The sequence below is a fragment of the Ruminococcus sp. genome, assembly GCF_024684275.1.
In genome coordinates, this window is the sequence record NZ_JAIKXF010000090.1 from 28,431 (window position 1) to 48,903 (window position 20,473).

The following is a 20,473-nucleotide window of genomic DNA, read 5'->3' on the forward strand; positions in this document are numbered from 1 at the left end:
ATTAAATAATCCTTAAATCATTTCCGGAGTATAGTATATCGTGAAAAAAGCCTTTTGTCAAGGCAAAAGGAAGCCGTCCTCCGAATGGAGGACGGCGTATAGCTCAGCTTCTGAGATATTCCTTTACACTTGATATCAATGATGTATCATCGCAGGAATAGGTATATATATCTTCTGTATAATCGTCTCCTGATATATTGCTCGCACTGTCATAATATTTTGCAATTATCTTGTCGGAATATTCTTCAAGGCAGATAACATAGTTATAATCAAATAACTTACCTGTCAGAACTACATATCTGTCACTTTCTGGAGGGGGAGTATTCTTGTACAGCTCTTTTTCTTCCTCGGCGGAAATCGTTTTGCTGTCTCTGGATTCTTCCTTCCAGCAGCCTTTTTTTAATATGCTGCACAGCTTACGCTTATCTGTTTCAGAAAGCTCAGCAGGAACGCTGTTCTCGTCGCTTATTACAGACCATTCCTTGCCTAAGAAGCCCCATTGGTCCATGCTTATATCGCGGAAATTTTCTCCAAGTATCTCCTTTATCCTGCTTAGGAAAAAGGAAAAGTCTATCTTGTAGCACTTGGTAATATCATTGATATTCAGATTTTCATCGGCAGCAATGTAATGCGCTACAATTTGTTCAGGATCATCAGCAGGCACATCATATTTGGGTTCTATCATGAAGCTTGTGACTGTCAGAGTATCCTGATCGCCGTCGAATCCAAGCATATTGAACTCGCCGTCAGATAGACTGTAAAAACAGAACCGCTCATAGGTGTACAGGAAAAAAGGACAATTATTGACAGGTCCATATCTATCTTCCCATGGAATGCTGTCTGAGATTGTGGGGGGATAGTCAGGCACATTTATTTCTTCCCATTTACAGCTGCTGAAGAAATCAGCAAGCTGCTGCCGCTTTTCAAGGGGGATAATATTGCCGTCATATAGGTTGAATGATGTTTCGCCGTTACCACCCTCAGCTTCTGATTTTCCTGTGGAGACAAAGGTAAATTTTCGGCTGGCAGGATCAGGTCTGATAAATTCATGTGCCGCAAAATCAAATGGACAGCCGCTGATAAGTGCTTCTGTTGGTTCTTCGATGTTTTCATCATCGGAGATCATATTATCGTTAGTTGTATTTTCCTCTGTCACAGGATCGTCTGTTTTTACGTGAGCATTCATGAAATATTTGTATGCCTTGATACCGCCGGCTGCACCGCCTAATAGTATTACTGCGGCAGCAGCACTGAGACATTTTTTCCATATTGGCGGTTTGTAGACCTCGACTCCGCTGACGGTCTGTTCACTGTTTTCTGTGAATTTCGATGTGCTGCTGATTGCTTTATTGGATTTTTCAATGCTCATTCTGAATACATTTTCCTTTTCTTCTGTGTCATCTGGCGGAAACTCCTCAGATATCCTGTCAATGACGCTCTGTTCGGTGTTTTCGAGAATATCAAATTCGTTTTTTTCTTTCATGACATCACCTTCCCTCGCCGTTATCCGTAAGTATTTTTCTTAGCTTATCCATTGCGCGGCTTAGCCTTTTTCGCACCGCTTCGGGCTTCATACCTACCTTATCGGCAATATTAGCGGAGCTCCTTCCGTAATAATATTTCTGCATGATTATGCAGCAGTCAGGCTCTCCGAGAGACTTTACTGCGTCAAGGAGCGCGTGGCAGGTCTCGGCTCTCTCGGCAAGCTCAGTGATATTTTCGGAAGCTGCCAGCCGCATTGTTTCATATCCGTCAATAGGGACAGTATTTACCGACGCTGCACGCAGTCTTCGGAACATATCAACAGCTCTGTTACGGGCTATAGCTGCAATATATCCCTTTATATCGCCGCTGTAGCCGTGCTCTGTACTGTAATGGCGGAAAACGTCGCTGAAAACATCGCTGACGCATTCGTCTATATCCTCCCGTGAAGCAGAGCTTCTCAGGCGATTGAAAACTATTGTGTAGACGTAATTGTAGTATTCGTCGAAAATAAGCCTGTGAGCCTTTTGCGGAGAGCTTTTCAGAAGCTCTCTTGCCTGTTGGTCGGTCATTTTATCCCTCCGTTTATATAAGCTTTCAAATGCATTTGTCACGCTCTGTAATACATACTCGCAAAAGATAGGTAAACTGTGACTATTAGTTAATAATATCATTTTTTTCTTACCAATGCAATACTTGTTCTAAAATCGTTAATAATAAATTCGTAGTAAATCAACAATACAACTTGATTTTGTGCACCTGAAAGGGTATAAATTGCGGTTAATATTATTAAATAATCATTATTTATGAATAAAATATGTTTTTCACATTTGTTAATATCAAAAAATTACAAAAAATGTAATAAAAATGCTTGTATATTGAAATAAACTGTGATATAATGTAGAAAAGGTAACCAAATTAGAGGGTTACAGGAGGATATTAAAATGAAAATAGGATTTATAGGAGCAGGGAAAGTAGGATTTTCCCTCGGCAGGTACTTTGCTGAGAACGGTATCTTTATCACGGGATACTACAGCAAAAGGCTTCAGTCTGCCACTGAAGCAGCAAGATTTACCAAGAGCCGCGTATACGATAGTATGGCGGAGCTTGTGGGCGACAGTGACGTGATATTTTTAACTGTCCCCGACAGCGCTATCAAAGAAGTGTATGAACAGGTCAAGGCTGTGGGTATCGGCGGCAAGCAGATATGCCACTGCAGCGGAGCTATGTCAGTAGCTGATGCTTTTCCCGATATCGCAAGATACGGTGCAAGCGGCTTCTCTATACATCCGCTTTTCCCAATAACCAGTAAGTATGACTCGTTTAAGGAACTGGGCAAAGCGTTTTTCTGTATTGAGGGCAGCGATGAGTTTATAAACGGCTGGGATGAGCTGCTTCGCAAAATGGGCAACGGAACTAAGGTAATATCAAGCGAGAACAAGGCTCAGTACAACGCAGCCTGCTCTATTTCAAGCAATCTGGTCTGCGCACTTGCAGCAGAGAGCCTCGCTCTCATGGAAAAGTGCGGTTTTTCACAGACAGAGGCGCTCAAGGCATTTCAGCCTCTTATCATGAACAATATCAAGCGTATCTTAGCATTAGGTCCTGTTGAGGCTCTTTCAGGTCCTGTTGAGTGCAATGACATACGCATGGTGAGAAAGCACCTTGAATGCATGGATAATGACACCGACAGAAGTATGTATAAGGCAGTTTCCATGAAGCTTGTTGACGTGGCTCAGCAGAAGAATAATGAGGCGGATTTTTCCGAGCTCAGAAGAATACTCAGATAAAATATGTTCAGACAGATAAAAGCTCCGCGTATGCGGAGCTTTTTGTATTTGCTTTATACAGCTTGATCAGGAACTATGATAGCTCCGTTGAGGCTGAGGTTTCGCAGAAAAATAAGGCGAGCCTTGTCGATACATTCGGGCTTTACCATGTAGTAGAGATAGTGCTCCATAAGATTGAACATATCAAAGGTGCGTCCCTCTATCTTGAACTGATTGAAGCCCATGGGCACGTACTTGTTCCATATATCGTCGGGAGTAATATGATTGCTGAGGTCTTTTACATCAAAAAGGCTCCTGTGTTCGCATTTGCACTCAAATATAGCCTTGGCTTCAGGGTGAGAAGCGGCGAACTTTGCAGAGTCAAAAGGGACGTTAGGGTACTTCCTTACGTGATTTGCGTAGGCTATCTGTTCAAGTCCTATCATCTCATAGTGGAGAGAGCGGTTTGCACAGCCCGGATTACAGCAGGCATTCACAAGTATCTCGCACTTGCTCTTATCGGGTATCTTTTCGAGAATATCAAATTTGTTATTGAGGTCATAGTCCAGTACCACGATGTGGTAATCCTTACAGACCTCACTGTAGAGAGACTCAGGCTCAGTGATACGCTTGCAGGTTGAGCTTGTCAGCTTATAGTTCGGATAGGTCTTTCTTATGTAGTCTTCAAGAACAGGTGACATAACTATACACTCGTTCATGCCGTTGTCTGCAATATGCATTACCATGTTGCAGAACTCATCACCGAGGTGCTTTTTTTCTATCATGGGATTGGTGAAAGTAAAGCGGAGCGGAATGCCCTTTTTATTGAAGTAGCCGGTGACTCCCTTTACAAAGTCCTTCTGGCACATACCGTGTACTACACGTCCGCCGTTCCAGAGTGAAGGCGGAAATACGCCGTATATTGAAGCTATCTCCACTCCTTCGCGGAATAGCTCAGGACTGTTTTCGAGCATAGTGAGAAATACAACATTGAATTTGAACATTCTTGCGAAATCAGGCAGGTGAAATCTTACCTTCATGGTCATCCTCCTAAAAAGCGTCTTTACGCGGAAATTATACTTGTATTATAACACATAATTCTAAAAATAGCAATGATCGCGGAAAAAAAGAATGGCGCATTTTTATTATGACGCGAAAATGGTGGCGTGGGCTCCGCGCTTATAACATACATTTTTATAAATAGCAACCGAATAAAGAAAAACCGCAAGAATCACACAATAACATATGCGGAGATATGCTTGGCATACGGTATAACTCTATCGCGGAGCCGGGAGCGCAGGCACGTAATCACGCGCTGAGAGCAGTCTTTCATTTTTATATCACTCGCGGAGAAAGGGAGCGCAGGCACTGCGCCCAAAAAAAGAGCGCCGCAAAAATATGCTTTTGCGGCGTTTTCTTTACATCTTGGTTATCCGCACTTTTACCGAGCGTGCAGATACAAGGGTAAAAGAGGATAAAGGGGATTGGGATTGGATCGAAGTGACCTGTCTTTTTGGGGAAATACCCTTTCGGGCAAAGACAAGTTTGTTTTATGCTGAACAGTCAGTGACTGGTCAAACCATTATTCTGCAGTTTCTACTGCTGGTGCAGCTGGAGCCTTAATAGCACCTGCTGCGATAGCTGAGTCAAGCTCTTCCTGACCGATCTTGATATGCTTAGGAGGCTCTGGCTTCTTGTGCTCTTCATGTACCGGAGGTACAGGAGGAGTTGGAGGTGTAGGAGGCTCAGGCTTCTCATCATCTACCGGAGGAGCTGGTGGTGTTGGAGGTGTGGGAGGCTCTGGCTTCTCTGCGTTCTCGTCCTCTACAGGAGGAACTGGAGGAGCAGGAGGCTCCGGCTTTTCGTGCTTGAAGTGAATATCAGCATGGATATCCTTAGCATTCATGATCTGCTCCTTAACTTCGTCATCAAGGAAATCGATCTTGTCCATGTCGATCATGTCACGGAACTGATAGAAAAGGTCTGTAAGTTCAAGGTGAACATGGTGGAGAGGCTTTGTGGGCTTCTCAGCTTCCTCAGTTGCTTCAGCATCTGTTTCTTCAGCTTCTTCCTTTGCCTCTGTTACAGGAGGAACAGGAGGAACAGGCTTCTCATTCTCGTGGAAATGAACCTCAACCTTGTCGATAAGATCCCAGTTTTCGATAATAGTATCGTTTAATACCTCAATATTTGCTGCTTCAATGAAAAAACGAATCTGGTCAATGATCTCAGTTACATCAAGAATAACAGGAGCTGCAGGGGGCTGTGGCTTTTCGTCTTCAGTAACTGCCTCTGTTGCTTCTTCCTCAGCAGCAGCTTCTTCGGCTGCAGCAGACTCAGTTTCGACTGTCTCAGATGAAGCCTCAGTTACGACAGCAGTTGTAACTGCTTCTGCTTCGTCTGCCTCTGCGGCGAAAGCGTTGAAGCTTCCGGCTGATGCCATCATTGACATTGCAGCGAGTGCAGCAAAGATCTTTTTGCTTCTCATTGTAATTACTCCTTTTTTATGGACTGGATAAGTCCATTTATTTTACTCCCTTTGGGAGCAATTGACTTTGTGCGAACTTCTTATTTATTCGCCTTATGTTAATAGCTTACGGAGCATGAAATAAAAAAACGGGGTATTCTGAAAATAATCCAAAAAATTTTTTATGGGCATAGATCATTGTATTTTTGCAGTAAATGAAAAAGCACTGCTGTGCTAAAGCAGTGCTCTTTCCTTTGCCTGACCGACAGTTTAAGAGGAATGTGAGGTCAGGCAAATTTATGAAGGATCTCATGTTTCCTATTTGCAATAGGTTAGGGAAGGGGAATTGGAAGTGGAGGGCTTTGAATGTTTTCAGCTTCGGGCAGTGCTTCCCGAGCTGGTCCTGTATTCTTATCCGCTTCCGTAGCAGGAGCTTCGGGAGCAGCTGACTCTGGCAGCGGAGTAAGAGCTTTATATGTATTGATCTCCGAAAGACTGAGAGTGCCTAATACTTCTTTTTTTAGCTGTATTTTTTTCTTAGGCAACGCAGGTGCATGAGGAGCTGCGTCATCAACGTGCTTTGGCGGCTCGACCTTATCATTTGGCTTCGGAGCTGCACCCCCATCGGGCTTAGGCGGAACCGGAGCATCTGGTGAAGCAGGCGGAGCAGGAGGTGCTTCGGGCTGCTTTACCTGTGGAGCTGCATTATTGTTTGATGCAGGCGGAGATGCAGGTGCCGGCGGAGCTGAATCCGCAGGCCTTGGAGGCTCGGCCTTGTCATCTGGCTTAGGTGGTGTATTCTTATCCGCAGGCTTAGGCGGCTCCGGCTTCTTGCTGTCCTTTTCAGGATCAGCCTTCGGTGGTTCAGGCGGATTTATTTCGTGAGGCTTTTTGCCGTCAAGCTCCTGAACCTTTACCTTTACGTCGGGAATACCTGTTATGAGGTCGGATTTATAAGAATTGTATTCAGAAGGAGTCTCGGCTTTGATATAGAAATCGACTGTATCGCCGCTTTCGATGTATCCCTTGTCTTTTTCGATATCTATAATATCGTTTGCGGCGTCGAGCATATCCTTGCCCTTGCCGTCATAATTTTTGATTATCTCGTCACTGTCTGCATTTTCGGCGCTGATATTGAGCACCTTGCCCTTTTTGTTGAGCTCCATGCGAACATTAGCCTCAGATGAGATAAGTACAGTTGAATGAGCCTTATAGTTGCTTGAATAGTATAAAGCTCCTGCGGAGACTGCAATTGTAAGGCAGGCTGCAGCTGCAACAAATTTTGAAATATGCATACTGATCCTTCCGCGGTTTGACTCCTCGGCGTTCATCAGAACGGGATCGGTGACGGTCTGTCCGATCTTATAGCGGAGATTTGCCGCCTGTACGAAGCGGGAATCCTCGTCCATAAGGACAGCATAGCCCTCGTGACATTCCATTACCATATATTTCATTTGTTTTCACCACCTTTGAGTACCTGCATTATATGACCGCGCATTATCTCATAGCCGTTGGTGCAAATGAGAAGCACTGCCACAAGATAGCGTCTATGTCTTTCAAGGGACTTTCTCTCTACATTTGCGCCCTCTGCCAGCTTAGCCAGCGGAACGCGCTTAGTCCTGAGAAAGTCATCCAGTATTTCGGGATTGTTTCTTGCGTACTGAACAGCCTTCTGGCATATTTCAAGAGTACGGCGCTGACGTGGAGAATTCTCCGCAACGTCGGTCATTGAAACGCCGAAGTCCTGCATCTGAGCTGAAAGTTCTGCTATTTCCTGCTGTGTTGCTTCTCTTAGTTCGTTTTCTTGGTATTTATCGTGTTCGTCGCGTATTGTATCTTTCAGGTCCTGTTTGTCATCGTCGGAAACGTCCAGCGATATCTGTCCCTTATTTCGTTTTTCTTTTCTATAGTTATCTATCAGGCGGTTCTTTATCTGAAGGGCTGCAAATTTAAGGAATGAACCGCGCAGCTTAGAGTAGTTTCGGATAGATTCATAAAAAGCGAACATGGCTATGCTGAGCTCATCGTCGCTTTTGTCGGGCGGACGGTTTAGGAATTTGGCTGTTTCGGACTTGATAAATGGCATATAAGCCTGTATGAGCTCATCTGCCGCGTGGCTGTCTTTTTTAGCCTTATAGACCTGGGATATGATTTGATGTGCATCAGAATTCATATGTGCCACCCCCAATGTAATAATAGTTTACGTACGATAATTTATAAAAGCGGGGTAATAAAAATATTTTTTTGCAAAAAGCGCCCGACCATTGGGACGGGCGCCGAATATTCGATGGAATGTGAGTGTTTACTTTGCTGAGTTTTCCTCGTCCTGATGGCGTATCTGTGCACGCTTTATCTTGCCGCCGAGAGTTTTCGGGAGCTCCTTTACATACTCGATAACACGGGGATACTTGTAAGGAGCGGTCTCGCGCTTAACGTGATCCTGAAGCTCCTTTGTGAGCTCAGGTGACGGAGTATAGCCCTCAGCGAGAACGACTGTAGCCTTGACTACCTGACCTCTGATAGGATCGGGCGCACCTGTGATAGCTGACTCAACAACAGCGGGGTGGGTGAGGAGAGCGCTCTCGACCTCGAATGGTCCTATACGATAGCCCGAGCACTTGATAACGTCGTCGTTTCTGCCTACGAACCAGTAATAACCCTTTGAATCTCTCCATGCAACGTCGCCTGTGTCGTAGTTCTCGCCGCCGAGGACAGCCTCAGTCAGCTCAGGGTTCTTGTAATAGCCGCAGAACAGACCTGTAGGACGCTCCTTGTCTATGCCGCAAACCATGATGCTGCCTTCTTCACCGTCGTCGCACTCTGTACCGTCGGGACGGAGCAGGTGGATATTATAGAGCGGTGAAGGTTTTCCTGTTGAGCCGGGCTTTGGATCTATCCACGGGAAGTTTGCGATAAGTACGGTACCCTCTGTCTGACCGAAGCCCTCGCGCATCTTCTTGCCTGTGAGCTCGTAGATACGGTTGAATACCTCGGGATTAAGGGGCTCGCCTGCATTGCAGAAATTCTGGATAGAGGAAAGGTCGTATTTAGTCATATCCTCCTGGAGCATAAAGCGGTACATTGTAGGCGGAGCACAGAATGTAGTCAGCTTGTAGTGGCTGATGACCTCAAGAATATCCTTTGCGTTGAATCTGCCTGTGAAGTCATAGGCAAACTGGATAGCACCGCATATCCACTGTCCGTATATCTTGCCCCAGCCGAACTTAGCCCAGCCTGAGTCTGATATGGACATATGGAGCTTGTTTTCCTGTACCTGATGCCAGTATTTAGCGGTAACGATGTGACCTAAAGGATGTGCGAAGTTGTGACATACCATTTTAGGCATACCTGTTGAGCCTGATGTGAAGTATATGAGCATTGTGTCTGTAGCCTTTGTAGCCTCGGCGCCTGTAGGACGCTCAAAGGTGTCGGGATATTTTTCTATCTCGTCCTCGAAGAAGTCCCAGCCCTCACGGGGCTCTGCAACGGCTATTTTCTTGCGGAGAGTTTTTATTTCTGGAGCAGCCCCGTCTATCTGTCCGCGTATGTATTCGTCATCACAGGCGATAATAGCAGAGATACCGGCCATATTGCCGCGGTACGCAATGTCGTGTGTAGTAAAGAGCAGGTTTCCGGGGATAAGGATAACGCCCATTTTATGGAGAGCGGTAGCTATTACCCAGTACTCCCAGCGGCGGCGGAGTATAAGAAGTACTACATCGCCCTTTTTCAGTCCAAGACTGCGGAAATAGTTGCAGGTCTTGTTTGAAAGCTTAGAAATATCGGTAAATGTGAACGTTCTCTCCTGCTTATCGTGACTAAGCCATACAAGAGCCTTTTTCTCGGGCTCCTGCTTTGCCCATTCGTCAACGATGTCCCAGCCGAAGTTGAAGTCCTCGGGAACGTTTACGCGGTAATTTTTCTTGAAATCCTCGTATGAATCAAATTCGATACGGGGAAGATATCGGTCTAAAAGCATGATTATAAGAACTCCTTTTTATTTGCCCAGAAGCGGCTTTATTCAGCGATCATAGTGAGAAATCTTGCTTTGCTGTCGCCCACGCAGCGCTGTCCGTGGAGATAGGTAGGGTTGAAGTATATGGAATCGCCCTCGTTGAGGATGATTTCCTGATCCTCGAATATTACAGCGACAGTGCCCTTGAGTACAAGGTTGAACTCCTGTCCTGAGTGGCTTACGAGCTTTGCAGGCTCGTCAGAGGGCTCAAGTGTAACAAGAAGCGGCTGCATTATCTTATCGGCATATCGGAAAGCAAGATCCTTGAAGCGATAACCCGGGAAACGGCTTATGCTTCTGCCCTTACCGCGGCGGACGACCTGATATGTGTCGATACGGCTGGGTTCGCCTGTGACCAGCTCATTAAAATCGACTCCGAATTTATTTGCGATCTCATAGATGACGCTTATTGGAAAATCCCCATTCTGTTCATAGCCTGCATACTGCTCTGTGGAAAGTCCAAGTTCCTGAGCAAGCTTTTCCTGTGTGTAGTCGCACACCTCACGCAGCTCTCGGATACGTGCTGCGATCTCGTTAATAGTTTCCATAGCGCAACCTCCTCTTTATAAAAATACTAATACATTAAACTGTATAAATTTAATGATAGCACATTTTGAAGGCTTTTGTCAAGACATGGGGGTATTTATGGTAAAGAAAAACACTTCCGCGCGTAAAAGCAGAAGTGTTTTGTGCTTTTTGCTCATTTGAGCTTATAGGAAGCATTTTTTAGCTGGCAGTATTCGTAATTATTTTCCATATACGTCGTGAAGTCGCCTGTAACAGTGATCAGGGCGTTTTCGTGCGGATAGTCGTCGGGGTATTTGCAGCTGCTTCCGAGGTCGAATTCAAGTCCCTGCTGACAGCAGGCTGTTGCATCTGCAATAATAACGGAAAAGTATGTTTTATCAGTCTGATCATTGTGATAAGCATTGAAATTGCCTGTTACCCTGATTTTTTTACCTATATAGTCCTCAGGTTTTGTCATCATGCTGTAAACGGTGCTGTACACCATAGTACTGCTCATTTTTGTCAGGTCAAGGTCTATGCCGTCCGAGGAAGTACTTTTTGTTGTGTCGGGGGAGCTTTTATCAGTTTTATCAGTATTGCCGCAGCCGGAGAAAAGGGCTGTACACAAGCATAAAACAACTGCGATTGCAAGCTTTTTCATTTATTTTCCTCTCCTTAGTATGAATGATGTAAGACAGAATATGAAGAAAACGATAATGTCTGCCGAAACTATAGTAGAGCCTACAGGAGTTCCTGCAAGGATAGAGATTATTATGCCGAAAAATGCACAGAGCAGGGAGATTATAACCGAGCAGATGATAACGCTGCGGAAGCTCTTGAACACGCGCATTGCCGACAGGGCAGGGAAGATTATCAGCGCCGATATCAGCAGCGAGCCTACGAAATTCATAGCGATTACTATAATTATAGCGATCACTACTGCAATGAGCAGATTATACAGGTCTGAGCGGACACCCGTAGCTTTTGCAAAGCTCTCGTCGAATGTCACAGCGAATATCTTGTTGTAGAATATGAGGAATATTGCGATAACGATGACCGACATAGCCACGCATATCCATACGTCTGCAAGAGAAAGGGTGAGGATAGCCGTCGAGCCGAAAAGGGTACTGCACACATCAGCGGTAACATTTCCCGATGTTCTGCCGCTGCCGCTCTGTGAGGCGATATTCATGAGCATATAGCCCAGAGCCAGAGCTCCCACGGAGATCATTGCAATGGCAGCGTCGCCCTTTATCTTGGTGTTGCTGCCCGTTCTGAGCAGAAGAACTGCCGAGCATACTGTGACAGGCATGATTATGAGCATATTATTGGTTATCCCCGTGATTGTAGCTATCGCCATAGCGCCGAATGCTACATGGGAGAGTCCGTCGCCGATGAATGAAAAACGCTTCATTACCAGCGTTACGCCTAAAAGCGAGGAGCAGAGGGCTATCAGCAGTCCAACTATAAGAGCATAGCGGACTGTGGGCATTTCAAAGTATCTGCCCAGCGTTGAAAACATTTCACTCATCGTCCTCACCTCCCATAACGGAAAGGAAAGCCTGACCTATCTTGCTGTTGATATAGTCATCTTTAGTGCCGAAAAACAGCTGTTTTCCGCCGATGTGCAGTATATGCGAGGCGTATCTCACAGCGGCGTTCATATCATGGGAAACCATGATGACGGTTATACCGTCCTTTTTGTTGAGGCTGCTGATAAGCTCGTACATCTCGTTGGTAGCCTTTGGATCGAGGCCTGTTACAGGCTCGTCAAGGAGTATCATCTTTCTTGCAGCGCACAGAGCTCTTGCAAGGAGCACACGCTGCTGCTGACCGCCTGAAAGCTCTCTGTAGCAGCGCTTGGTGAGAGGCTCTATCTCAAGTCTTCTCATCATGTCATGAGCCAGCCGTTTTTCCTCTTTGTTGTAGAACGGACGAAGTCCGCAGCGGTTCATACAGCCCGAAAGGACTATCTCGCGCACTGAGGCGGGGAAGTCTCTCTGCACCATAGTCTGCTGGGGAAGATAGCCTATCTCGTTTTTGCCCATTCCGCCGCAGAGCTCAATATTGCCGCTGATGGGAGGCTTTAGTCCGAGAAGAGCCTTTATCAGCGTACTCTTGCCCGAACCGTTCTCGCCGACGATACAGAGGTAATCGCCGCTGCTTACAGTGAAATTAAGATTTTTGGCGATGACATCACCCTCATAGCCGAGAGAAACGTTCTCGCATTTAAGCAATGCACTCATTAGTCAAGCACCCTCTCAAGTGTTTCAAGATTTTGCTCCATAAGGGAAATATAGGTCGCTCCGTTGTTTATGTCTTTCATTGTTATGGACTGAAGCGAATTGAGCTTTTCGATATTGACGTCCTTGTTTTTAGAGTTTGCGATTATGGATTTTGCAATGGAATCATCAGAGTTTTCGATGATAAATACGGTGTCAAGGCTGAGCTCGTTCACTTTTTCAGCAAGCTTTGCGATAGTCTCAAAGCTTGCGGCAGTTTCCGCCGAACAGCCTGCAAAGGCTGCATAGTAGTCTATGCCGTAGTCATCGACAAGATAGCGGAATGGAAAGCGGTCTCCGAAAAGAATAGTCTTTGTCTTAGCGTTGTCAGCCATTTCGGTGAAGCTGTCGTCCAGTTTTTTCAGCTCAGCCTTGTAGGATTCAAGGTTAGCGCGGTATTTATCGGCATTTTCTGCGTCCTTTTCGCATATCGAGCTGCATATAGCCTCACAGATGACCTCGGCATTCTTTACAGACAGCCATACGTGCTCGTCGTATTCAGGACCTTCCTCGCCTTCGTCTTCCTCCTCCTCGGGCTCCATGCCCTCTTTGAGCTCCTCTTCCTTGATGCTCTGACCAAGAACGTCAAAGAGCCTCAGTACCTTCATATCCTTATTCTTCGTGTCCTTTAGGGCATCTGTGACCCAGCTCTCGGACTCGCCCCCAACGTACATAAGCAGGTCACAGCTGGAAATGGTCAGTATATCCTGTGCTGTGGGCTGGTAGTTATGAAGGTCAACGCCGCTGCCGAGAAGATAAGTTACTTCAGCACTGTCGGTGTCTCCGATAATATTTCTTGTCCAGTCGTATTCCGAAAATGTGGTGCAGACTATGCTTATTTTGCCGTTCTTTTTGGAAGAAGCACTATTGGCACAGCCTGTGGATACTGAAACCGCAAGAACAGCGGCTGCTGCAAGGGAAAGAAATCTGCCGATCCGGAACATTTGAACAACACCTCATATTTGAATTTGATAATCATTTTCAATTTATTATATACCATGTTTTGCGGTTTGTCAAGAGCTTTTTTAAAGAAATCCTCTCCTGCAGCGATATACTTGACATTTGCTGCGCTTTAATGTATAATTACCTTGTAATATTGATAATAGGGGGCGGTATTATGCCAAAAACGAACAAAGATAAAGAGCTTGACAAAATGTACAAGGAGCTCCTTGAAACTCGTGACAGCGCACGTGCTGCAAACAAGAGCAAGGGGAACAGGCTTTTGTCGTTCTTTATAGGACTTCTTCTGTTGGGCGGCGGACTGTTCATGATATTCCAGAATATCGAGGTCACGAGCTCATGGGGCTACGGAGGCTCATTTTTCAGGATAGGGGGCTTCGGGCTTCCCAACGGACTGATAATGCTGCCTATAATCATAGGCATAGGTATGCTGTTTCTCATGGATAGAAAGATATTCGGCTGGATAGTGCTTGCTATCGGAATAATAATCGTTCTGCTCAGTGTTATGATGACTACACATCTCCACTGGATACGCTCCAGTGCATTCACGTTTATAGTGATGTTCGGCATGACTGCGGCAGGCGGAGCAATGGTGCTCAGAGAGCTTTTCAGGAAAGACTGAGAAACAGGCGTAAAGAATTATCTTTACGCCTGTTTTATGTATAGATGTCAGTAAGCATCAGGCAGAATCAGGCAGAAAAAAGAGGGCGTGACAATTGTCACGCCCTCGCTTTTACTGCGTAATATATGCCGCGATCGGCTCAATGTATCTCTTGTCGGTATAATCGCCCGATTTTGAAACGTGTTCAGCCATTGCGATGTCGTCCGGAGTTTTCTCCTTTTTGCCGTTTATCATGGCAGCAAAGGTCTTCATGAGCATTTTTGAACCGAGGGACATTTTCTCGTAATTCAGTCCGCCCTCGCAGTAGAATACCTTTGCATACTTTTTCTGGTCGTCGGTAAGTGCTTTTTTTAGAAGATTGTCCACTCCCGAGTATTTAGCAGGGCTTGCTCCTACGCAGAACATGGCAAGCTTTTTGCTCTGCCATTTTTCTATCCTGCTGGTGAACCAATCAGCCTTATGTATCTTTTCAACAGCTACCCAGCCGCCGTAGATTATGGCGTCATAGCTATCAAAATATTTATCGTCCTTTTTGCGGGCGTCCTTTATTGTCATTATCTCGGCACCCAGCTTTTCTGCCAGCCATTCTGCGTATTTTTTAGTAAAGCCTGTCTGTGATGAATATACAATAATAGTTCTCATAATTATTACCTCTTTTTATGGCTCGTTGAATGTATTTTAGGTATCAGTGCAAAGAACAGTGCTGAGATGTTATGATTAGTCAAGAGCTGCAAATGCCTGTCTGAGGTCATCAAGGATATCCTCAACATTTTCAAGTCCGACTGATAATCTTACAAGACCGCCGTTGATGCCTGCTGCAATGAGCTGCTCGTCAGTGAGCTGACGGTGTGTAGCGCTTGCAGGATGGAGCACACAGGTACGGATATCAGCAACGTGTACCTCGTTTGAAGCGAGCTTGAGGGAATCCATGAACTTGATAGCTGCGTTCTTGCCGTCCTTGATGATAAAGGAGATAACGCCGCTTGTACCGTTGGGGAGGTACTTCTTAGCCAGCTCATGGTATTTGCTGCTTGCAAGTCCGGGGTAGTTTACTGATTCAACGTGTTCGTTTGCTTCGAGGTACTCAGCTACCTTCATAGCGTTTACGCAGTACTCCTTCATACGGATATGGAGTGTCTCCAGACCGAGATTGAGGTAGAATGCGGACTGTGCCGAAGGATAGCAGCCGAAGTCTCTCATAAGCTGCATTCTTGCTTTTACGATGTATGCAGCCTTGCCGTATGCCTTTGTATAGATAGTTCCGTGATAGCTCTCGTCAGGCTCTGTGAACTCAGGGAACTTGCCGTTTGTCCAGTCAAAGTTGCCTGAATCAACGATAACGCCGCCGCCCTGAACTGCATGACCGTCCATGTACTTAGTAGTAGAGTGGATAACGATATCCGCACCGAACTCGAAAGGTCTGCAAAGGATAGGTGTGGGGAAGGTGTTGTCGATGATGAGAGGAACGCCGTTTTCGTGAGCTATCCTTGCGAATTTCTCAATATCAAATACAGTGAGGGCTGGATTTGCGAGAGTTTCGCCGAAAACTGCCTTAGTATTGGGCTTGAAAGCAGCTCTTATCTCAGACTCCGGAGCGTCTGCGTCAACAAAAATACATTCGATCCCGAGCTTTTTCAGTGTGTATGCGAAAAGATTGATCGTACCGCCGTAGATGGTAGCTGCCGAGATGAAGCTGTCGCCTGCCTTCAGGATGTTGAGCAGGGAGAGCAGAGAGGCTGCCTGACCGCTGGAGGTACACATTGCGCCGATACCGCCTTCAAGAGCGGCTATCTTGTCCTCAACAGCCATAACTGTCGGGTTCTCAAAGCGCGAATAAATAAGACTTTTTGTAGGATCATCGAATACTGCCGCAACGTCATCTGTTGAGTCGTAAACGTATGTAGTACTCTGTACTATAGGTACTACTCTGGGCTCAGTATTCTTTGGTGTGTAGCCTGCGTGCAGGCATTTTGTTTCAATCTTCATTGTAGGATACCTCCGTTGTATATTATTACTGTGCTTTTCTGTGAACTATGCGCTGAACCTTTGGAACGCAGAATTCCAGTATCGCACAGTATTTGTCAATAACTGTGATAATATATGTTTCCTTATATTTAGGCATTGGTCTGGTCACGGGCCACATATGCTTCTCTATCATGTCCCGTTCGAGCTGTGAGATCTTTGTGATCTCTGAGGCGTTTGCGCAGGCGAGCATGGCATGGTTTTTGCTATGGGAAGCCTGACCTTTCAGCTTTTCGGAATTATACTGTTTTCTATCATAATAGAAAAGGTCGTGGAGAAGCCCTGCTCTTGCGGCTGAACGTGCGTTGAGCCTGAATTTTCTGCATACCATATAAGAATAGTATGAAACGTTCACGCAGTGCTGGAAGCGGGTGGTTGATACATGGTGGGTGATAGACCTGAGCTCCTGCACCTGCTGACAGCCGATTATGTCCTTGACGCAGTCGTAATAGCTGTTTGAGGTGAGCTCCTTTCGGGAACATATTGCTTTAAGCATATCGTTTCCCTCCTTGTTGTCTTTCTCTCTTTACATTGGAAAATTATCCAATATAGATATTATACAATAAATCACGCAAAAAATCAATATAAAAACAGCAAAATATAAAATAATAAATCCTGCCTGTCGAAGCATGGTACAATTTCTGTAAACTACATCTTACAAATTTGGAGCAGAGGAACTGTAGATCTATACAAAAGCATTGTAAGAAATCAATAAAAATCAATACGCATTTTGTGCAGTAGAGACAAAAACGAGAAAAAAATGAATTTCACCGCTTTAAGGTATTGCAAAATGCTGTGCGGAGTGCTATAATTATTCGTGAACTGCGTTAGTCGCAGAATTTTGAAAAGGAGGTTTTTTAACAATGGCGTTAAAAAATCAGTATCTTATCGATCTTTTAGAAACAGTTAAGAAGAGAAATCCGGGCGAGCCTGAGTTTATCCAGGCAGTTACAGAGGTTCTTGAGACACTTCAGCCTGTTGCTGAGAAGAGACAGGACCTTATCGATGCAGGCGTTTTCGAGCGTATCGTAGAGCCTGAGAGACAGATCATTTTCCGTGTTCCCTGGGTAGATGACAAGGGCAAGGTACAGGTAAACAGAGGCTTCAGAGTACAGTTTAACTCTGCTATCGGACCTTACAAGGGCGGTATCAGACTTCACCCATCAGTATATCTCGGAATCATCAAGTTCCTCGGTTTCGAGCAGGTATTCAAGAACAGCCTTACAACACTGCCTATGGGCGGCGGCAAGGGCGGTTCCGACTTTGATCCTAAGGGCAAGAGCGACGGAGAGATCATGCGCTTCTGCCAGAGCTTCATGACAGAGCTCTGCAAGCACATCGGCGCTGACTGCGACGTTCCTGCAGGTGATATCGGAACAGGCGCAAGAGAGATCGGCTTCATGTTCGGTCAGTACAAGAGGATCCGCAACGAGTTCGTTGGCGTTCTCACAGGTAAGGGCCTTACATACGGCGGTTCACTTGCAAGAACAGAGGCTACAGGTTACGGTCTCTGCTACTTCACAAACGAAATGCTTCAGGCTAACGGCAAGAGCTTCAAGGGACAGACAGTTGTTATCTCAGGCTCAGGCAACGTTGCTATCTATGCTACAGAGAAGGCTACACAGTACGGCGCTAAGGTAGTTACTGTTTCCGACTCTAACGGCTATATCTACGATCCTGACGGAATCGATCTTGATCTCGTTAAGCAGATCAAGGAGGTTGAGCGCGGCAGAATCAAGGAGTATGTCGGCAGAACTTCACACAAGAATGCTGAGTACCACGAGGGCAGCGTTTGGACACTCAAGTGCAATGCAGGCGATATCAAGCTTGACATCGCTCTTCCATGTGCTACACAGAACGAGATCAACGCTGACGGCGCTAAGGCTATCGTTGCTAACGGCGGCTACGCTATAGCTGAGGGTGCAAATATGCCTTCAACTCCTGAGGCTATCGAGACATACCTCTCAAATGGTCTCCTCTATGGTCCTGCTAAGGCTGCAAACGCTGGCGGTGTTGCTACATCAGGTCTCGAAATGAGCCAGAACAGCGAGAGACTCAGCTGGACATTCGAGGAAGTTGATGAGAAGCTCCACGGCATCATGAAGTCTATCTTCAAGGCTTGCGACGACGCTGCTAAGGAGTACGGCATGGCTGGCAACTACATGGCTGGTGCTAACATTGCAGGCTTCCTTAAAGTAGCTGAGGCTATGAAGGCTCAGGGCTGTGTTTGATCCGAAACTGATATATTTTAAACAGTAATGTAAACTTATTATCTCCCGTTGTGTTAAGCGACGGGAGATATTTTATTTTAATAATGTGCACAAATCATGCGGCAGCAAATTGTTGAAAACATAGAAATATCCGTTTTAGACAATAGTTATTGTAAGATAACTTGAAATATGTGCAAAATGTGGTATAATACTATTATGCTTGTTTTATCAAAGTTTCAATAATATTTTATCTATACGGAGGTAACACCGATGAAAAAACCTATCATTACAATTGAACGACAGTACGGAAGCGGCGGAAGCGTCATCGGTAATCTTGTTGCTGAAAAGCTTGGTATCAACTGCTATAATCGTCAGATACTGAAAATGACAGCCGAGAGATGCGGCATCGCTGTTAAGAATCTGGAAAATGCAGAGGAAAATGTTCCAACGAGCTTCCTTTATTCGCTGCTGCTTTCGGCAAATCCGGCAAGAACTATGGAGGAAAATCTTCCGCTCTCAGATAAGGTCTTCATTATGGAGAGCCGTATCATAAACGAGATCGCAGAGCAGGAAAAAAGCTTCGTGCTTGTAGGCAGATGCGGTAACTATATACTCGAAGAAAAGGGCTGTTTCAGCGTTTATATCTACGCTGATACTGAGTCGCGCATGAAACGTGCCATAGCTGATTACGGCGTTGAGGAGAAAAAAGTCGAATCAACGATGAAAAAGGCTGATAAGCGCCGCGAGACCTTCTATAACGTAAATACAGGAAAAAACTGGCAGGATAAGGATCAGTATTCACTCTGCCTCAACAGCGCCGAACTTGGCGACGATCTTTGTGCGGATATAATTGTAAAGGCTTATAAGGAATATAATAAGCGATTTGCAGGATAAACAGAATAAAACAGCTCCTTTTGCGGTACAATAGCTGCAAAGGAGCTGTTTTTATGTGCGTTATACTGATCCGCTCGGTTATTCTGTACGTTCTTGTAATATTTGCCGTGAGACTTATGGGAAAGCGGCAGCTTGGGGAGCTTCAGCCCTCTGAGCTTGTTATCACTATCCTCGTTTCAAACATTGCAACTCTGCCTATCGAGGACGTGAATATCCCTGTTATTGTCGGTGTTACGCCTATTCTGTCGCTGGTGTGTTTTGAAGTCATGGTGTCATGGCTGGATCTGAAGCTGCCGAAGCTTCGCCGCCTTATCTCGGGGAGTCCGAAAATAATCGTCAGAAACGGCTGCATAGAGCGCGATATACTGAGAGAACTGCGTTTTTCGGCTGATGATCTTCTCATGGCGCTGAGAAGCAAGGATATATTTGATATAAGCGAGGTGCAGTTAGCTATAGTGGAAACTACAGGCAGCGTTTCCGTTATGAAAAAGCCTTCGGAGGATACTCCCACAAGAAGCGATATGAAGCTGTCGGCGGACTGCTCTGATCCGCCTGTGATGATAATATCCGACGGGAAATTCATACCGCAGGCGATGAAGTCCTTGAAGCTGAGCAGATGTGCGGTAGAAATGCTGCTTTCTGCAAATAAAATTAGTGTGAATGATGTTTTTATCATGACCGCAGACAGTGACGGGAACTGCTTTATAGCTGATAAGCATGGAACTGCACCGAAAATCGTGAACTTGAGGGAGAAAAATGACGAGAGTTAAGATCAGCGGAGCGATATTGCTGCTGCTCATAGGTGTGAGCATATTTTCGGGTGTATGGGTGAACCGCCGCTGTGACGCGCTCCTTTCAGAGATAAACGTGATAAACGACCTTGAAGAAAGCGGCAATACTTCGGGAGCTGCCGAAAAAGCAAGGCAAATGAACGCAGATTGGGAGAATTTCCGTGAAAAGGCTTCGGTATTGCTGAAATACGACAAGCTTGTGGAGATAGACCGCCTGTGCTCGCGGATAGTTTATCTGACAGAGAACGAGGAGACTGAGATGACGGCGGAGCTTGCAGAACTGCACCATATGCTTGAAATGCTGAAAAGCGGCGAAACGCCGCTTTGGAATAGTGTCTTTTAGTTGAGAATTGAGAGTTCAGAGTTGAGAGTTTAAGGTATCGCTGCGGCGATGTTATAAAAAGGAGAGCTGAGCGTAAAAAAACTCTCAACTCTCCACTTTCAACTCTAAA

The 20,473-nt window shown here is 45.5% G+C and carries 21 protein-coding genes; 6 read left to right on the top strand and 15 right to left on the bottom strand.

The annotated features are described in order from the left end of the window. Positions 1-103: 103 nt before the first annotated feature. Together K5677_RS09480 and K5677_RS09485 are read right to left on the bottom strand one after the other, a co-directional pair. Positions 104-1,483, bottom strand: coding sequence for a hypothetical protein (locus tag K5677_RS09480; RefSeq protein WP_296727248.1), 1,380 nt, complete (start codon positions 1,481-1,483; stop codon positions 104-106). 4 nt (positions 1,484-1,487) lie between these two features. After that, a complete protein-coding gene (locus K5677_RS09485) occupies positions 1,488-2,054 on the bottom strand; it encodes a sigma-70 family RNA polymerase sigma factor (RefSeq protein ID WP_296727250.1) in 567 nt (188 codons plus the stop codon). 372 nt (positions 2,055-2,426) lie between these two features. Between K5677_RS09485 and K5677_RS09490 the strand changes: the two genes are divergently transcribed. After that, on the top strand, positions 2,427-3,272 hold the full coding sequence (locus tag K5677_RS09490) for a DUF2520 domain-containing protein (RefSeq protein ID WP_296727252.1): 846 nt from the start codon (positions 2,427-2,429) through the stop codon (positions 3,270-3,272). 53 nt (positions 3,273-3,325) lie between these two features. Here K5677_RS09490 and K5677_RS09495 read toward each other — a convergent pair whose 3' ends face one another. The 10 genes from K5677_RS09495 to K5677_RS09540 all read right to left on the bottom strand — a co-directional run bounded on the left by K5677_RS09495 (position 3,326) and on the right by K5677_RS09540 (position 13,466). After that, a complete protein-coding gene (locus tag K5677_RS09495; protein ID WP_296727255.1) occupies positions 3,326-4,291 on the bottom strand; it encodes a hypothetical protein in 966 nt (321 codons plus the stop codon). A 542-nt stretch (positions 4,292-4,833) separates the two neighbouring features. Continuing rightward, entirely contained in the window at positions 4,834-5,739 is a 906-nt protein-coding gene (locus tag K5677_RS09500; protein ID WP_296727258.1) for a hypothetical protein, read from the bottom strand. Between the two features lie 311 nt (positions 5,740-6,050). Next, a complete protein-coding gene (locus K5677_RS09505; RefSeq protein WP_296727259.1) occupies positions 6,051-7,172 on the bottom strand; it encodes a hypothetical protein in 1,122 nt (373 codons plus the stop codon). Further along, positions 7,169-7,891 (bottom strand): sigma-70 family RNA polymerase sigma factor, encoded by a 723-nt coding sequence (locus tag K5677_RS09510; protein ID WP_296727261.1) that lies wholly within the window; start codon positions 7,889-7,891, stop codon positions 7,169-7,171. Before K5677_RS09510 ends, K5677_RS09505 begins: the two co-directional genes overlap by 4 nt. Positions 7,892-8,020: 129 nt before the next feature. Next, positions 8,021-9,697: an AMP-binding protein gene (locus tag K5677_RS09515; protein ID WP_296727263.1), complete on the bottom strand. Its 1,677-nt coding sequence runs from the start codon at positions 9,695-9,697 to the stop codon at positions 8,021-8,023. A 38-nt stretch (positions 9,698-9,735) separates the two neighbouring features. Continuing rightward, on the bottom strand, positions 9,736-10,281 hold the full coding sequence (locus tag K5677_RS09520; RefSeq protein WP_296727264.1) for a cupin domain-containing protein: 546 nt from the start codon (positions 10,279-10,281) through the stop codon (positions 9,736-9,738). Between the two features lie 152 nt (positions 10,282-10,433). After that, complete coding sequence (locus K5677_RS09525; protein WP_296727266.1) at positions 10,434-10,901, bottom strand: hypothetical protein; 468 nt, start codon at positions 10,899-10,901, stop codon at positions 10,434-10,436. After that, positions 10,902-11,771, bottom strand: a complete 870-nt coding sequence (locus K5677_RS09530; RefSeq protein WP_296727268.1) for a metal ABC transporter permease — start codon at positions 11,769-11,771, stop codon at positions 10,902-10,904. Next, positions 11,764-12,486, bottom strand: a complete 723-nt coding sequence (locus K5677_RS09535) for an ABC transporter ATP-binding protein (protein ID WP_296727269.1) — start codon at positions 12,484-12,486, stop codon at positions 11,764-11,766. The genes K5677_RS09530 and K5677_RS09535 overlap by 8 nt, the downstream gene beginning before the upstream one ends. Further along, a complete protein-coding gene (locus tag K5677_RS09540; RefSeq protein ID WP_296727271.1) occupies positions 12,486-13,466 on the bottom strand; it encodes a metal ABC transporter substrate-binding protein in 981 nt (326 codons plus the stop codon). Before K5677_RS09540 ends, K5677_RS09535 begins: the two co-directional genes overlap by 1 nt. A 173-nt stretch (positions 13,467-13,639) precedes the next feature. Between K5677_RS09540 and K5677_RS09545 the strand changes: the two genes are divergently transcribed. Further along, positions 13,640-14,104: a hypothetical protein gene (locus K5677_RS09545; protein ID WP_296727274.1), complete on the top strand. Its 465-nt coding sequence runs from the start codon at positions 13,640-13,642 to the stop codon at positions 14,102-14,104. Positions 14,105-14,215: 111 nt separating this feature from the next. On the opposite strand, the gene K5677_RS09550 is transcribed toward K5677_RS09545, so the two are convergent. The 3 genes from K5677_RS09550 to K5677_RS09560 all read right to left on the bottom strand — a co-directional run bounded on the left by K5677_RS09550 (position 14,216) and on the right by K5677_RS09560 (position 16,622). Continuing rightward, the gene (locus K5677_RS09550; protein WP_296727275.1) at positions 14,216-14,746 is read right to left on the bottom strand and encodes a flavodoxin domain-containing protein; all 531 of its coding nucleotides are present in this window, start codon (positions 14,744-14,746) and stop codon (positions 14,216-14,218) included. A 75-nt stretch (positions 14,747-14,821) separates the two neighbouring features. Continuing rightward, positions 14,822-16,090 (bottom strand): PLP-dependent transferase, encoded by a 1,269-nt coding sequence (locus K5677_RS09555; protein WP_296727279.1) that lies wholly within the window; start codon positions 16,088-16,090, stop codon positions 14,822-14,824. A gap of 25 nt (positions 16,091-16,115) precedes the next feature. Then, the gene (locus tag K5677_RS09560) at positions 16,116-16,622 is read right to left on the bottom strand and encodes an HD domain-containing protein (protein WP_296727280.1); all 507 of its coding nucleotides are present in this window, start codon (positions 16,620-16,622) and stop codon (positions 16,116-16,118) included. A gap of 367 nt (positions 16,623-16,989) precedes the next feature. Between K5677_RS09560 and gdhA the strand changes: the two genes are divergently transcribed. The 4 genes from gdhA to K5677_RS09580 all read left to right on the top strand — a co-directional run bounded on the left by gdhA (position 16,990) and on the right by K5677_RS09580 (position 20,364). Next, complete coding sequence (gdhA, locus tag K5677_RS09565) at positions 16,990-18,357, top strand: NADP-specific glutamate dehydrogenase (RefSeq protein ID WP_296727282.1); 1,368 nt, start codon at positions 16,990-16,992, stop codon at positions 18,355-18,357. A gap of 249 nt (positions 18,358-18,606) precedes the next feature. Then, entirely contained in the window at positions 18,607-19,230 is a 624-nt protein-coding gene (locus K5677_RS09570; protein ID WP_296727284.1) for a cytidylate kinase-like family protein, read from the top strand. Between the two features lie 53 nt (positions 19,231-19,283). Continuing rightward, the gene (locus K5677_RS09575) at positions 19,284-20,000 is read left to right on the top strand and encodes a DUF421 domain-containing protein (protein ID WP_296727286.1); all 717 of its coding nucleotides are present in this window, start codon (positions 19,284-19,286) and stop codon (positions 19,998-20,000) included. Further along, positions 19,987-20,364, top strand: coding sequence for a DUF4363 family protein (locus K5677_RS09580; RefSeq protein ID WP_296727288.1), 378 nt, complete (start codon positions 19,987-19,989; stop codon positions 20,362-20,364). Before K5677_RS09575 ends, K5677_RS09580 begins: the two co-directional genes overlap by 14 nt. Positions 20,365-20,473: the final 109 nt, after the last annotated feature.